The organism is Saccharopolyspora dendranthemae (genome assembly GCF_007829955.1).
Taxonomy (GTDB): domain Bacteria; phylum Actinomycetota; class Actinomycetes; order Mycobacteriales; family Pseudonocardiaceae; genus Saccharopolyspora; species Saccharopolyspora dendranthemae.
In genome coordinates this window covers 26,336-40,400 of the sequence record NZ_VIWX01000004.1, presented here as the reverse complement: position 1 = coordinate 40,400, position 14,065 = coordinate 26,336, and the positions used below count along the sequence as shown (strand labels likewise).

The following is a 14,065-nucleotide window of genomic DNA, read 5'->3' as shown; positions in this document are numbered from 1 at the left end:
GAACGCCCGAAGGGCGATATTCTCGTCAGCGGCGATCACCCGATCGGAGGGCGCGGCGGAATGTCACGGTGGGAGCAAGAGGTCACTCGAGCGAAGCAGCTGCTGCTCGACAGTGATCACGACGCCGCTGCGCAGGCGTTAGGCACCGTGCTGGAGGAAGGTGACTACGAAGCCGCCGCCCAAGCCGGGCTGATGCTCGGCGCGATCCTCACCGAGGACGACGACCTCGTCGCCGCTCGCGACGTATACCAGCGCGTGATCGACTCCGGTCACCCCGTGCACGCCCAAGCCGCCGCCATCGCACTCGGCCACCTGCTGCTCAACACCGGGGAACTGCCCACCGCCCAGGTGCTGCTTCGCTTCGCCACCGAAGGGGCCGAGCCCGACGACGCCGGCCGGGCCGACGTCCTGCTGGCGCAGGTGCTCCAGCAGCTCGGCGACGTCGCCGGTGCGCGTGAGGCCCGGACCCGGGCGCTGTCCTGCGGCGATCCCGCCGTGGTCGAAGCCGCCCAGCACCTCAACCTGCCGCCCGAGCGCACCGAGGGAACCGAGTTCCTGCAGATCGCCTACCAGCGCGCTCTGGCGATGCTGGAGCAGGGACGCGACCACGACGCCGAACCGCTGCTGCGCAAGCTCCTCGACAGCGGTCATCCGCACTACGGCTCGCTCGGCGCGGGCAAGCTCTACGCCCTGCACGTCGGGGACACCGGCATCACCAAGCAGCTGGCCGAGCAGATCATCGAGCTCGGTCATCCCGAGCACCTCGCGTGGGGCCACGTGCTGCGCGGCGGCGTGCTGGTGGCCCTGGACGACCCGGCCGGTGCCGCGCGTGCCTACGAGCGCGCCGCCCGGGACCCGCGCCCGAGCGTGCGGCTGCGGGCGCTGATCCAGCTGAGCCTCCAGCTGCGCCGGTTGGATCGCGTTCCGCAGGCGCGCGAGGCGCTGCAGCGGGTCATCGACAGCCGGCACCCGCGATTCGGCTTGGAGGCGCTGGGCGTGCTGGCCGAGCTGCAGCGCGACACCGGCGAGATCGAGGCCGCGATCGAGACATTCGGCATGGTGGTGGCGTCCGGGCATCCGGACAAGGCTCCGCGGGCTGCCTACCACGTCGGCGTGTTGCGCTACGACCTCGGCGACGAGGACGCTGCCGCGGAGGCGTTCCGGCTCGCCGCGGACGCCGAGGACGCCAACGTGGCGCACGAGGCCGCCCTCGCTCTGTCCATGATGGACAGCGATGAACCGGAGCCGGGCGTGGAGGACACCGCGCAGCTGGTGATCCCGCCGATCGATCCGGAGCCCGCGCCCGAGCCCGAGGAACCGGTCGCCCCCGCCGAACTGGAGCGGCGCGCGCGGCAGGCTGCCGCCTCCGGCGACATCGGCGCCGCGCGCGAGTCGTACGAGTCGCTCATCGACGGTGATCCCGAGAACGCCGACCGCGCGCGGGTTTCCCTCGCCATCGCGGAAGCCGCGTTGGGGGACCCGGGGCGTGCCCGGCACCTGCTGCGCAGGGTCGCCGTCAGCGATGCCGGAGCAGATGCGCGGCACGCCGCGTTCGTCCACGCGCTGTTCGACGAGCCCGCAGCCCGCGACGTGCTTCCCGTGCTGCTGCGCGTCGAGCGCGACGAAGAGTCCGAAGTGGACGCCCTGCTGGCCGCGGCCGAACCGCACGTGCGCGAGCTCGCCGAGGCGGCCCGCGCCGAACGCGGCGGTGGGGCACCGGTGGAGGACCTCGCGCGGCTCTCCGAGTCGCCGAACGCTCTGGTCGCCACCGCAGCGCGCAACGCGCTGGCCGAGAACCTGCTGCTCGGCGACGAGCAGGCGCGAGCGATCGGGCTGCTGCAACGCGTGGTCGACGAGGGACATCCCGCGTTGCGGCCGTGGACCGCCAGCAGGCTGGGCGAGCTGCTCATGGAGCAGGGAGATCCGGACGGCACCATCGCCGCGTTCGAGACCGCGCTGGCCACCGGGCACCCGGTGATCCTCGGTGACGTGTTCGGCAAGCTGGTGTTGATCTACCGGACGCTGGAGCGCGACGAGGCGTTGGTCGACCTCTACCAGCGCACGGCCGTCAGCGGACATCCCGAGTACGGGCCGCGCGCCGCGTTCCTGCTCGGTGAGCACCACGTCGACAACGACCGGCTGGACCAGGCGCTGGACATGTTCACCCGCGCCGCGGGGTCGTCGTCGACGGCGGCGTCCGAGTCGGTGTTCGCGATGCGCGCGCTGCGCCAGGAGCTGGAACCGGCGCGCGCCAGCTTCCTGCTGCTCGCGGACGAGGACGAACCGCACTACACCGCCAGCAGGCTGTGCCTCGACCTCGCGCAGCGCTACCTGCGCCGCGGCGTCCCGGAGTTCACCGACTGGGCGCTGCGCCTGGTCGCCGAGTCCGGTCACGGCGAACTGCGGCAGCGGGGCCTGCTGCTGCTCGGCGCGTTGCGCGAGGAGAACGGCGACGTCGGCGGTGCGCTGGAAGCCTGGCAGCGGGCCGCGGAAGGGGTGGACCCGGAGGAAGCCGCCGTCGCGAAGATCAGCATGGCCGATTCGCTGCACCGCGGTGGGCGAACCGAGCACGCGGCCGAGCTGCTCGCCGAGGTCGCGGGGGCCGGGGTGGGCAGGTCCGAGGAGGCCGCCGCCCGTCTCGCCGAGATCCGTCCCGCCGAACCTGAGCCGGAAACCACTGAGGAGCGAGAAGAATCCGTCGAGGAGCGCGCGCATCGCCTGCTGCGCCAAGGCGATGCGGACGGCGCTCGCGCTCTGATGGCCGAGCACCACGGATCCGGCCAGGTCGGCGGCTTCTGGTGCGCGGTCCGGACCGATCTCGCCGCTGCCGCCCGCATTCTCGCCGAATCCGATGACGAGGAGTCGCACGTCTGCTCCGAGCTGGCCTTGGACCGGGGTCGTCGGGCGCGGTCGGCCGGTGATCCGGAGGCTCGCGCGTTCTTCCGGCTGGTCGCCGACCACGGTCACCGCGCCACGCGTCCGAAGGCGCAGATAGCGCTGGGCAAGCTCGCGGACGAGCGGGGTGAGAACGCGATCGCGCTGAGCTGGTACCGCCGCGCGATCCGCACCGGTGAACCCGTGGCCGTGGCGCGCGCGGGAGTCCTCCTGGCGCAGCTGCTCGTCCGCGTGCACGACCTCAACGGCGCGATCGCCGTCGCCCGCCACGCCCGGACGGAGGGTGCCGGGAGCGCCGCGGTGGAAGCCGGTGTGCTGCTGGGGCACCTGCAGCACCGGGCCGGTGAGCCCGCTGCGGCCGAGCAGACCTGGGACGAGGCCGAACGCGCAGCCGAATCGTCGGAGATCTTCGGCACGGCGTTGCAGCGACGCATCCGGGCCGTCGGCGAAACCGCGCCTGAATCAGCGGAGATGTTGTTGCGCGCGGCCGAATCCGACGACGCGCCCACCGCGGTTCAGGCGCACCTGCTGCTCGCCGACCGCGCCGAGCAGCAGGCCGAAGCGATCCGCTGGCTGGAGCGCGCCGTGGCGCTGGGCGTGCCGGTGCAGTCCGACTCCGCCCGCGGCCGGCTCGGCGAACTGCTGCTGGACGAGGGCGAGAAGGGCGAGGCCGAGCGCCACTTCGCGCGGGTGAGCCACTGCGACGTGCCTGAGGTCGCCGCTCGCGGTGAGTTCGGCATCGGGCTGATCCGCTACGAGTCGGGTGACCTGCCGGGCGCGGTGAACGCCTTCGTCAAGGCGGCCGGGCACGTACCGGAGGCCGAGCTGGGGGAGGACGCGCTGAACAACGTGCGGGTCGTCCTCGACGAGCAGCGCGGCCACGGCGACCACGTGGAGGCCGCCGACACCCTGCGCCGGATGACGGCCGTGGTGCCGGAGGCGCACGTCGCGGAGTGGGCGCAGGAAACCGGTTCGGCTCTGCTGGCGGACGACGACGCGGATTCCGCGCTCGTCTACTTGCGCTGCGCGGTGGAGATCGGTGCCCCGGACCCGGCACCGGAGACCGTCCTGACGCTGGGGGAGGCGTTGCACCGGCGAGGCGATCTCGCCGGCGCCCGCCAGGCGTACGAGCGGGTGCTGGGTGCGGACGAGCACCTGGCAGCGCAGGCGAACTTCCGGCTCAACGAGCTGCGGGCGGACGAAACTCCCGTCGGAAGCAGGGAAGCGCGCTAGAGGCTGTTGATGAATTCGCCGGAGGAGATTCGAGCTCAGGCCCGGATGAGCGTTTCGGGCAGGGCGAGGACCTGGTCGACGACGTCGATGACAGCACCGCTGGTGCGCCAGTAGGCTGCGTTGTCGTCGGTGCGGATCTCGCCGCGTCGTGGAACCCTCGCGGCGCGGACGTGGTCCTCGGCCAGCACTTCCACGATGTCGATGACGTCCCCGTGGGGGCGCACGTAGATCAGCGCCTCCAGTTCGCCGGTGCCATCGCGCACCGGTGGCATGAGTTGAAAGCCGCGCAGCACGAGCTGGCGCAACCACATGCTCGGGTCGGGTTGGCCGCCCACCTGTTCGGACGAGAGCATCTGCTTCCCCCAGATCTTTCGTCGCAGCTCATCTGCACGTGCACGCGATTCGCCAGACTTTAACACAGCGGAGAGCTACCAGTCGATCACGGAAAGTGATTGCATGGCCCGTTCGCAGGGCGAACGCGATATCCATCGGTGCAACCAAACGCTTGCTTGTTTTCAAGGTCCTGCCGGGACTACTCTCAAGCTGGCCACTGGTGGCGACGGAAGGGACTCCTCATGGCGGAGGCTTACATCATCGACGCGGTTCGCACGCCGGTCGGTAAGCGCGGCGGCGGACTCAGCGGGATCCACCCGGCGGACCTGTCCGCCCACGTGCTGCAGAACCTGGTTGACCGCACCGGAATCGACCCGGCGGCGGTCGAGGACGTGATCTGGGGCTGCGTCGACACCGTCGGCGCGCAGGCCGGGAACATCGGCCGCACCGGCTGGCTCGCGGCCGGCTACCCCGAGCACGTTCCCGGCGTCACGGTCGACCGCCAGTGCGGCTCGTCGCAGCAGGCGGTGCACTTCGCCGGACAAGCCGTGATGTCGGGGGTCAGCGACCTGGTCGTCGCGGGCGGCGTGCAGAACATGAGCGCGATCCCGATCGGCAGCTCCCTGCGCGGATCCGACCAGCTCGGGTTCCCCCGCGCCTACGGGCCCGACTGCGGATCGGAAGGCTGGGCCAAGCGCTACGGCGACGAGGTCGTCACCCAGTTCCGCGGCGCCGAGCTCATCGCCGAGCAGTGGGACCTCTCGCGCGAGGCGATGGAGGAATTCGCGCTGCGCAGCCACCTGCGCGCGATCGCCGCCATCGACGGCGGGCACTTCGACGGCGAAACCGCGCCGCTGGCCGGTGTCGAGCGCGATGAAGGGCCGCGGCGCGACACCGACAAGGACAAGCTCGCTGGGCTGAAGACCCTCACCGAGGGCGGACGTCTCACCGCGGGCGTCGCCAGCCAGATCTCGGACGGATCGGCCGCGATCCTGGTGGCCTCCGAGCAGGCGGTCCGCGAGCACGGACTGACCCCGCGAGCCCGCATCCGGCACATGAGCGTGCGCGGTGACGACCCGGTGAAGATGCTGACCGCACCGATCCCGGCGACCAAGCACGCGCTGGAGAAGGCCGGGATCGCGGCGTCCGAGATCGATGTCGTCGAGATCAACGAAGCCTTCGCGAGCGTCGTGCTCGCGTGGCAGAAGGAGATCGACATCGACCCGGCCAAGGTGAACCCCAACGGTGGGGCGATCGCCCTCGGCCACCCGCTCGGCGCCACCGGCGCCAAGCTGATGACCACCATGCTCAACGAGCTCGAGCGCACCGGCGGTCGCTACGGCTTGCAGACCATGTGCGAAGGAGGAGGCACAGCCAACGTGACGATCTTGGAACGTCTCTGAGCCTTTCCAGTGGACCCTTTTGCGTGGCGGTGCGGGTAGGGGAAACCCCGGAGGGAAAGCACAGCGGCTTCGTGGACTCCGCGCGCCACTCCTCGTGTATGTCCAATACACGTCGTCGCGGCGTGCTCGCCACGAAGCCGCTCAGAACCCCCGGCGGTGCCGGTTGCTCAGGTGGGGTGGTGCGAAAGCACCTGCGGTGCTTGCCTGACGGTTCTCGGTATCGGTTTTTTGGTTCGGGCTGTTGGTTTTTTGCTCGGCGGAGGAATTGTGGCTATTAACAGGGATTACATCGGGTTCGAGTTCTCCTCGGACGAGGCGTACGAGGTCACTCGGGGGAAGATCCGGGAGTTCGCCGATGCCGTCGGCGATCCGAACCCCGCGTACCGGGACCGGGCCGCGGCGCGGGCGCTCGGGCATCCGGACGTGATCGCACCGCCGACCTTCGGGATCGTGGCGACCGGTGCGGCGTCGGAGAAGAACCCGATCCTGCGCCCGGACTTCGGGCTGAACTACCGGATGGTCGTGCACGGCGAGCAGAAGTTCAGCTACCGGCGCCCGATCCGCGCCGGCGACGTGCTCAGCACCAGGGGCCGGATCGTGGAGATCCGCGACGCCGGGCGCAACGAGCTGATCCGCATCGAGACCGACATCGTCGACGTCGACGGTGACCTGGTCGGAACCGCGGTCAACACGATCATCTCGCGCGGAACCGCAGAGGGAGGGCAGTGAACGTGGCTGCGAGCGTGGCATTCGATCAGGTCGAGGTCGGCACCGAGATCCCCGCGCAGCGCTATCCCCTCCAGCGCTTGACGCTGGTGCGCTACTGCGGTGCTTCCGGTGACTTCAACACCATTCACTGGAACGAGCGGATCGCCAAGTCCGCCGGGCTCCCGGACGTCATCGCGCACGGGATGCTGACCATGGCCGAAGCCGCCCGGCTGGTCACCGACTGGGTCGGCGACCCCGGTGCCGTCGAGGAGTACGGCGTGCGCTTCGCCAAGCCCGTCGTCGTGCCCGATGACGACGCGGGCGTCGAGGTCGAGGTCGCCGGTCAGGTAACCGAGAAGCTCGACGGCAACCGCGCGGTGGTGGAGCTCTCGGCCACGTCCGGTGGCGAGGAGGTGCTGGCCCAGGCCCGCGCCGTCGTCCGCCTCGCCTGAGGCGAGCACAACGCGAGGCCGCAGGAATCGTCATCAGGATTCCTGCGGCCTTCACGTGGTGCGCTAACCGGTCAGCAGGGTGGCGCGGTGGGCGCTCGGGGTCCCGAAGAGTTGGGTCGCGGAGTGGGCGCGCTTGAGCTGGAGGTGCGCTTCGTGCTCCCAGGTGATCCCGATGCCCCCGTGCAGCTGCACCCCTTCGGCCGCGATCGCGTAGTGCGCCTCGGTGCAGGACGACTTCGCCATGGCCGCCAGTTCGCTCGCCCTCTCGTCCTGAGTGGACACCGCCCAGGACGCGGCGTAGGACAGCGATCGCGCCGATTCCACCGCCACGTAGCAGTCGGCCATCCGGTGCTTGAGCGCCTGGAACGAGCCGATCGGACGGCCGAACTGGGTGCGCATCTTGGTGTACTCCACCGTCTCGTGCAGCCACCGCTGCGCCGCTCCCACCGACTCGGCCGCCACACCGGCGGCGGCGACGTCGAGGATGCGCCGCACCGGTGGCCGTCCGAGCAGGCGTGCCGGAGTGGCGGAGAGGTGGATCTCGGCCATCCGGCGGGTCAGGTCCAGAGGAGCGGTGGCGACCGCGGTGGCAGATCCGGTTTCGAACAGCGCCGGTCGACCTTCGCAGTCCGCCAGCACCAGGACCGTGTCGGCCTGCGCCCCGTCGAGGACGTCGACCTTGCGGCCGTCCAGCACCCACCCGTCGCCGGAGCGTCGCGCGGTGGTGGCGAAACCCGACTCCTGCCAACCGGAATCCGGTTCTGCCCAGGCCAGCGCGACGATCTCCTCACCGGAGGCGATGCCCGGGAGCAGCCGGCCGCACGCCTCGGGGTCGCCTGCGGCCAGCAGTGCCTCGGCGCCGAGCACGACGCTGCTCAGGAACGGGATGTCGGAGAGCCTGCGCCCGAGCTCCTCCACGACGATCAACGTCTCCAGCAGGCTGAAACCGCCGCCGCCGTACTCCTCGGGGATTCCCAGCGAGTGGGCCCCGACCTGCTCGGCCAGCTGCTTCCAGACCTCGCGGTCGAACCCGTCCGCCAGGACGTCGGGTTCTCCAGCCGCGGGCCCGCCCCGGCGATCCAGCAACCGGCGCACCACTGCCCGGAGCTCCTCCTGCTCCTCGGTCCAGGCGAACCGCACAACAACCTCCAAGTTCGGGCGAATCCACGTCCGCGCCGCTGTCGACGAAACTTCCCGACTTCACACGAAGGCCGGGCGCGTGGTGGTCAGGGGCTTCCGATGGGGGTGTCCGGGTCGGTGGAGAGGGAGGTGGCGATGCGCCGCCGGTGCCACGCGGGGGTTCCCCACGACTGCCGCAGGGCGGTGGCCTTGGTGAGGTAGCGGTGCAGGTCGTGCTCGGCGGTGTAGCCGATGGCGCCGTGCACCTGCAGCGCGACCCGGGCGGCCAGGTGTGCGGCGTCCGCAGCGGCGACCTTGGCCGCCGAGGCGTCGCGACCCCCGTGCGGGGTTCCCGCCGACAGCGCCGCTCCCCGGATGAGCGGGCGGGCGAACTCCAGCTTCAGCAGCGCGTTGGCCAGGTGGTGCTTGACGGCCTGGAACTCGCCTACCGGGCGGCCGAATTGCTGCCGCTGCTTGACGTGCTCGGTGGCCAGGTCCAGCATCCGGTTGCCCAGCCCGAGGGCGTAGGCGGCGCACCCCAGCACGGCCAGGTCGAAGGCCCGGTCGAAGTCGGCCCCCGCGATCTCCTCGTCACCGCTGGAGGAGACCTCGAACAGCCGCCGGGTGGCGTCGAAGGATTCCCGGCGCTGCAACGAGATCCCGGTCAGCAGGCGGCTCGAGGTCGGACCGACGGCGTAGACCTCGTCGGCGAGGTCGGCGTCGAGGGCGTAGGGGACGTGCCGGTCGACGACCGCCGTACGCGCGGTGGCGTCGGCGGTGAGGTCCGGCAGCAGTGACGGCAGCAGCGCCAGCGACTCGATCACCGGTCCCGGCAGTCCGGCGTAGCCGCATTCCTGCAGGCAGAGGGTCAATTCGATGGGGCCGAGGCCCAGTCCGCCGCGCTCCTCGGGCAGCGTGATGCCGGTGACCCCGAGGTCGGCGATGCGCTGCCACAGCTTGCGCCAGCCCTCGCCGTCGCCGGCGGCCCAGGCGCGGGCGATGTCCGGCACGTCGGCCGCGGCGAACATCGAGCGCAGGGTGTCGGCCATGTCCTGCTGTTCGGGTTCGAGCACGAACCTCATCGCGACCCCCTCGGCAGGCCGAGCACCCGCTCGGCGGCGATGTTGCGCTGGATCTCGTTGGTCCCCGCGTAGATGGGGCCCGCCAGCGAGAACAGGTAACCCTCGACCCAGGAACCGGTTTCCGCCTCCGGCCCCAGCAGGTCCCAGGCGGTTTCGTGCATGGAGGTGTCCAATTCGGACCAGAAGACCTTGTTCAGGCTCGCTTCGGCTCCCAGTCCGGCTCCGTCGAGGACCTTGGTCACCGTCTCGAACGTCGCCAGCCGGTAGGCCTGCGCCGACATCCACGCGTCGACGACCCGGTCGTCGTCGAGCGCGTCGGGGACCTCGGTGAGCCGTCGGGCGGTGGCCAGGAACCGGCCGGGACTGCGCAGCGTGAGCCCGCGCTCGTTGCTGGCGGTGCTCATCGCGACCCGCCAGCCGTCGCCGACCCCGCCGAGCACGTCCGCGTCGGGCACGAAGACGTCGTCGAGGAACAGCTCGGCGAACGCGGGTTTGCCGTCGATCCGCTGGATCGGCCGCACGGTGACACCGGGGGCGTCCAGCGGGAACAGGAAGTAGGTCAGTCCCTTGTGCCGGGGTGCGTCCGGATCGCTGCGGAACAGGCCGAAGGCGATGTCGGCGAAGGCCGCGCGAGAGCTCCACGTCTTGTTCCCGCTGAGCAGCCAGCCGCCGTCGACGCGGCGCGCGGTCGAGCGGATACCGGCCAGGTCGCTGCCGGCCTCGGGCTCGGACCACGCCTGCGCCCAGATGTCCTGCCCGGCGGCCATCCTGGGCAGGTAGCGCTGCTTCTGCTCAGCTGTCCCGTGCTCGAAGAGCGTGGGGGCGAGCAGGAAGATCCCGTTCTGGCTGACCCGGCCGGGGGCTCCGGCGGCGTAGTACTCCTCCTCGAAGATCACCCACTGCAGCAGCGACGCGCCGCGGCCGCCGAACTCCTCGGGCCACGACACCACCGACAAGCCCGCCGAGTGCAGCACCTTCTCCCACTCGCGGTGCGCGGCGAACCCCTCGGCGGTCTCCAGCGACGGCAGCGGTTCGGCGGGCACGTGCTCGGCCAGCCACGTTCGCACCTCGTCGCGGAAGGCCAGATCGGTGTTGGAGAACGACAGGTCCACGGCTCACCCACGCTCCTCGTTGGACTTCTTCATGCTGCGCGCGTCCATGCCCGCCAGGGAGTCCTTGCCGACCTCGGCGTTGTGCGCGTGGGCGAAGTGGTGGAGCCCGAACACCGAGTCCATGCCGCTCTGCATGCCCATCAGGTCCTCGGCCTGGTTGACGGCCTTCTTGGTCAGCGACAGCCCGAACAGGGGCATCTCCGCGACGGTGCCCGCCAACTCCATCGTCGCGCCGGAGAGCTCCTCGCGCGGCACGACCTGGTTGACCATGCCGATCTCGTAGGCGCGCTGGGCGCTCATCCGCTTGCCGGTGAACAGGAACTCCTTGGCGATCCTGGGGCCGAGCATCCACGGGTGGGCGAAGTATTCCACGCCCGGGATGCCCATCTTCACCACGGGATCCGCGAAGAAGGCGTCCTCGCTGGCCACGATCAGGTCGCACACCCACGCCAGCATCAGCCCACCCGCCACGCAGGCGCCCTGCACCGAGGCGATCACGGGCTTGGGCATCTCGCGCCAGCGGCGGCACATGCCCAGGTAGACCTCCTGCTCGCGGGCGAAGCGCGACTCGCCGCCGGAGTGCTTGGTGTGGTCCCACCACAGGCCCGCCCGACGCGGGTAGCTGACGTCGATGTCGCGCTCCGGCGAGCCGATGTCGTGACCGGCTGAGAAGTGCTTGCCCTCACCCGCCAGGACGATGACCTTGACCTGGTCGTCCTCGCACGCCTGGTAGAACGCGTCGTCGAGCGCGTAGGTCATCACCGAGTTCTGCGCGTTGCGGTAGGTGGGCCGGTTCATCGTCACCACGGCGACCTGGTCGCGAACCTCGTAGTTGACGACCGCTTGTTCTGCTGCCATCGGGCGCTCCTAGCTCGGCCTTGCGATTGCGGCACGTCGAGGTTAGCCGAACAAGCAAGTGCTTGGTAGAGTGACGATCCAGGGAGGGCGGCGTTCGCGCTGAAAGCGTCGCCCCAGCGGGGGTGTGGCGGTTCCGCTCGGAGCCGCCGTGGAGACGCCGAGGAGGCGGTCGTGGACCTCACCGACAGTGCCGGCGAAGCGGCGTTCCGCCGCGAAGTCCGGCAGTGGTTGTCCGAGAACCTGACCGGCGAGTTCGCCGAGGCGCGGGGTCTCGGCGGGCCCGGGCGCGAGCACGAGGGGTTCGACGTGCGGCTCGCCTGGGACCGGTTGCTGGCCGAGCACGGCTGGACGTGCCTGGGCTGGCCGAAGGAGTTCGGCGGACGCGAAGCGACCGTGGGGGAGCAGGTGATCTTCCACGAGGAGTACGCCCGGGCTCAGGCTCCGGTGCGCGTCGGGCACATCGGTGAGGAACTGCTCGGACCCACCCTGATGGCCTTCGGCAGCCCGGAGCAGCAGGAGCGCTTCCTGCCTGAGATCGTCGGCAGCCGGGAGCTGTGGTGCCAGGGCTACTCCGAGCCCGGAGCGGGATCGGACCTCGCCAACGTCTCCACCACCGCTCGCCTGGAGGGCGACGAGTGGGTGCTCAACGGGCAGAAGGTCTGGACGTCGATGGCGCACGTCGCCGACTGGTGCTTCGTCATCGCGCGCACCGACCCGGAACTCAGTCGCCACAAGGGACTCTCGTACTTCCTGGTGCCCATGGACCAGCCGGGAATCCGGGTGCGGCCGATCATGCAGCTCACCGGAACCTCCGAGTTCAACGAGGTGTTCTTCGACGACGCCCGCACCGCCGCGGGCCACGTCGTGGGCGAGGTCGGGGAGGGCTGGAAGGTGGCGATGGGCACGCTCGGCTTCGAGCGCGGCATCGGCACCGTCGACCAGCAGGTCGTCTTCCGCCGCGAACTCGCCGAGATCACCGAGCAGGCCCGCGCCTGCGGAGCCGTCGAGGACCCGCTGCTGCGCGATCGCCTCGCCCGCGCCTGGACCGACCTGGAAGCCCTGCGCTGCAGCGTCTTCCGCCTCCTGGGGGCGGACGGCCCACCGGGGCCGGAGTCCTCGGTGGTCAAGCTCCTGTGGTCGAACTTCCACCGCGAGCTGGGGGAACTCGCCATGGCGGTGGCCGGGCCCAGCGGGCTCACGGCGCAGGCCCAGCCCTACGACCTCGACAGCCGTCAGCGGCTGTTCCTGTTCACCCGCGCCGACACGATCTACGGCGGCTCCAACGAGATCCAGCGCAACATCATCGCCGAGCGGGTGCTCGGCCTGCCGCGCGAACCCCGACCCCAGGAGGGCTCCCGATGACCCAGGCACCGCCCCCGCACGGCCTGCTCAACGGAAGGACCGCGGTGGTCACGGCCGCGGCCGGCACCGGAATCGGCTCGGCGGTCGCGCGCCGGATGCTCGAAGAGGGAGCGCAGGTGCTCATCAGCGACCGGCACGAGCGCCGGCTCGCCGAGACCCACGCCGAACTCGCCGAGCTGCCGGGCGCCAAGGTCGCCTCCGTTGCCTGCGACGTCACCGACGAGTCGCAGGTGCAGCGCATGTTCGACACCGCGACCAGCACGTTCGGCCAGGTCGACGTGGTGGTCAACAACGCCGGGCTGGGCGGCACGGCCTCGATCCTGGAGATGACCGACGAGCAGTGGGACAAGGTCGTCGACGTCACCCTCGGCGGCACCTTCCGCTGCACCCGCGCCGCGACCCGGCTCTTCCGCGAGCAGGGCAATCCGGGCGTCGTGGTCAACAACGCCTCCGTCGTGGGCTGGCGGGCTCAGGCGGGTCAGGCGCACTACGCCGCCGCCAAGGCGGGCGTGATGGCGTTGACCAGGTGCGCCGCGGTGGACGCCGCGGATCTGGGAGTCCGGATCAACGCCGTGGCGCCGAGCCTGGTGATGCACGAGAACCTGGCCAAGGTCACCTCCGACGACCTGCTGGCCACGCTCACCGAGCGGGAGGCCTTCGGCCGGTCGGCCGAGCCGTGGGAGATCGCCAACGTGATCGTCTTCCTGGCGTCGGACTACTCGACGTACCTCACCGGTGAGGTCATCTCCGTGTCCAACCAACACCCGTGACAACACCTCGGCCGCGCAGCGCCCCGAGGTCTTTGAGAGGATGGCTAGGTGGTCTCGACCAAGCGCTTGTCCGCCCGCAACCGTCCGGGGCGCGAGAACGGTTCCGAACGTCGCGCGGAACTGCTCTCGATCGCCGGTGAGCTGTTCGCCACCCGCGGCTTCCTCGCGACGACGGTACGCGACATCGCCGACGCGGCGGGCATCCTCTCCGGCAGCCTCTACCACCACTTCGACTCCAAAGAGGCGATGGTGGACGAGATCCTCCGGGAGTTCCTGGACGACCAGCGCCAGGCCAACGCCAAGGTCATCGAGGAGGCGTCGGACCCCCGGACGGCCCTGACGGAGCTGATCAAGCAGTCGTACTCGGCGCTGCGCAAGCACCCGGCGGCGATCGCGATCTTCCAGAACGAGGCCAACTACCTGGCCGAGTTCGAGCGCTTCGACTACCTGCCGGGCGTGGCCGACGAGTTCGAGAAGACCTGGCTGCGAGTCCTCCAGGAGGGCCAGAAGACCGGTGTCTTCCGCGAGGACCTCAACCCCAAGCTCACCTACCGGTTCATCCGCGACACCGTCTGGACGACGGTCCACTGGTTCAAGCCGAGCGGCAAGCTCAGCATCAAGTCCATCGCGGACCAGTACATCACCATCCTCTGCGACGGCATCGTCACTCGCTGAGGTTCTTCCGTGGTTGGTTGCTCGGCGGAGCAGGTAGCGGAACGTTCTGAAAGAACCAGCGAA

Annotated in this window: 12 protein-coding genes; 7 read left to right on the top strand and 5 right to left on the bottom strand. The window is 70.4% G+C overall.

Annotated features, from left to right (window positions below; genetic code table 11):
- Positions 1-60: 60 nt before the first annotated feature.
- Positions 61-4,128: a tetratricopeptide repeat protein gene (locus FHU35_RS18950; RefSeq protein WP_145741615.1), complete on the top strand. Its 4,068-nt coding sequence runs from the start codon at positions 61-63 to the stop codon at positions 4,126-4,128.
- 35 nt (positions 4,129-4,163) lie between these two features.
- Here the strand turns inward: FHU35_RS18950 and FHU35_RS18945 are convergent, their stop codons facing one another.
- Positions 4,164-4,481: a hypothetical protein gene (locus FHU35_RS18945; RefSeq protein ID WP_145741613.1), complete on the bottom strand. Its 318-nt coding sequence runs from the start codon at positions 4,479-4,481 to the stop codon at positions 4,164-4,166.
- A 222-nt stretch (positions 4,482-4,703) separates the two neighbouring features.
- On the opposite strand from FHU35_RS18945, the gene FHU35_RS18940 reads away from it, so the two are divergent.
- The 3 genes from FHU35_RS18940 to FHU35_RS18930 all read left to right on the top strand — a co-directional run bounded on the left by FHU35_RS18940 (position 4,704) and on the right by FHU35_RS18930 (position 7,024).
- Positions 4,704-5,864: an acetyl-CoA C-acetyltransferase gene (locus tag FHU35_RS18940; protein WP_145741611.1), complete on the top strand. Its 1,161-nt coding sequence runs from the start codon at positions 4,704-4,706 to the stop codon at positions 5,862-5,864.
- A gap of 267 nt (positions 5,865-6,131) precedes the next feature.
- Positions 6,132-6,593 (top strand): FAS1-like dehydratase domain-containing protein, encoded by a 462-nt coding sequence (locus FHU35_RS18935; RefSeq protein ID WP_145741608.1) that lies wholly within the window; start codon positions 6,132-6,134, stop codon positions 6,591-6,593.
- Positions 6,594-6,607: 14 nt separating this feature from the next.
- Positions 6,608-7,024 (top strand): MaoC family dehydratase, encoded by a 417-nt coding sequence (locus FHU35_RS18930; RefSeq protein WP_246110416.1) that lies wholly within the window; start codon positions 6,608-6,610, stop codon positions 7,022-7,024.
- A 63-nt stretch (positions 7,025-7,087) separates the two neighbouring features.
- Here the strand turns inward: FHU35_RS18930 and FHU35_RS18925 are convergent, their stop codons facing one another.
- From FHU35_RS18925 to FHU35_RS18910, 4 genes are all read right to left on the bottom strand, one after another.
- Positions 7,088-8,164, bottom strand: coding sequence for an acyl-CoA dehydrogenase family protein (locus tag FHU35_RS18925; RefSeq protein ID WP_145741602.1), 1,077 nt, complete (start codon positions 8,162-8,164; stop codon positions 7,088-7,090).
- 86 nt (positions 8,165-8,250) lie between these two features.
- Positions 8,251-9,225: an acyl-CoA dehydrogenase family protein gene (locus FHU35_RS18920; RefSeq protein WP_145741600.1), complete on the bottom strand. Its 975-nt coding sequence runs from the start codon at positions 9,223-9,225 to the stop codon at positions 8,251-8,253.
- Positions 9,222-10,337: an acyl-CoA dehydrogenase family protein gene (locus tag FHU35_RS18915; protein WP_145741598.1), complete on the bottom strand. Its 1,116-nt coding sequence runs from the start codon at positions 10,335-10,337 to the stop codon at positions 9,222-9,224. The genes FHU35_RS18920 and FHU35_RS18915 overlap by 4 nt, the downstream gene beginning before the upstream one ends.
- 3 nt (positions 10,338-10,340) lie before the next feature.
- On the bottom strand, positions 10,341-11,195 hold the full coding sequence (locus tag FHU35_RS18910; protein WP_145741596.1) for an enoyl-CoA hydratase: 855 nt from the start codon (positions 11,193-11,195) through the stop codon (positions 10,341-10,343).
- Positions 11,196-11,366: 171 nt separating this feature from the next.
- Between FHU35_RS18910 and FHU35_RS18905 the strand changes: the two genes are divergently transcribed.
- The 3 genes from FHU35_RS18905 to FHU35_RS18895 are packed head-to-tail and all read left to right on the top strand — an operon-like array spanning position 11,367 to position 14,002.
- Complete coding sequence (locus FHU35_RS18905; protein ID WP_145741594.1) at positions 11,367-12,557, top strand: acyl-CoA dehydrogenase family protein; 1,191 nt, start codon at positions 11,367-11,369, stop codon at positions 12,555-12,557.
- Positions 12,554-13,327 carry an SDR family oxidoreductase gene (locus FHU35_RS18900; protein ID WP_145741592.1) on the top strand — a complete coding sequence of 258 codons (774 nt, stop codon included), beginning with the start codon at positions 12,554-12,556 and terminating at the stop codon, positions 13,325-13,327. The genes FHU35_RS18905 and FHU35_RS18900 overlap by 4 nt, the downstream gene beginning before the upstream one ends.
- A gap of 48 nt (positions 13,328-13,375) precedes the next feature.
- Entirely contained in the window at positions 13,376-14,002 is a 627-nt protein-coding gene (locus tag FHU35_RS18895; RefSeq protein ID WP_246110415.1) for a TetR/AcrR family transcriptional regulator, read from the top strand.
- Positions 14,003-14,065 lie beyond the last annotated feature (63 nt).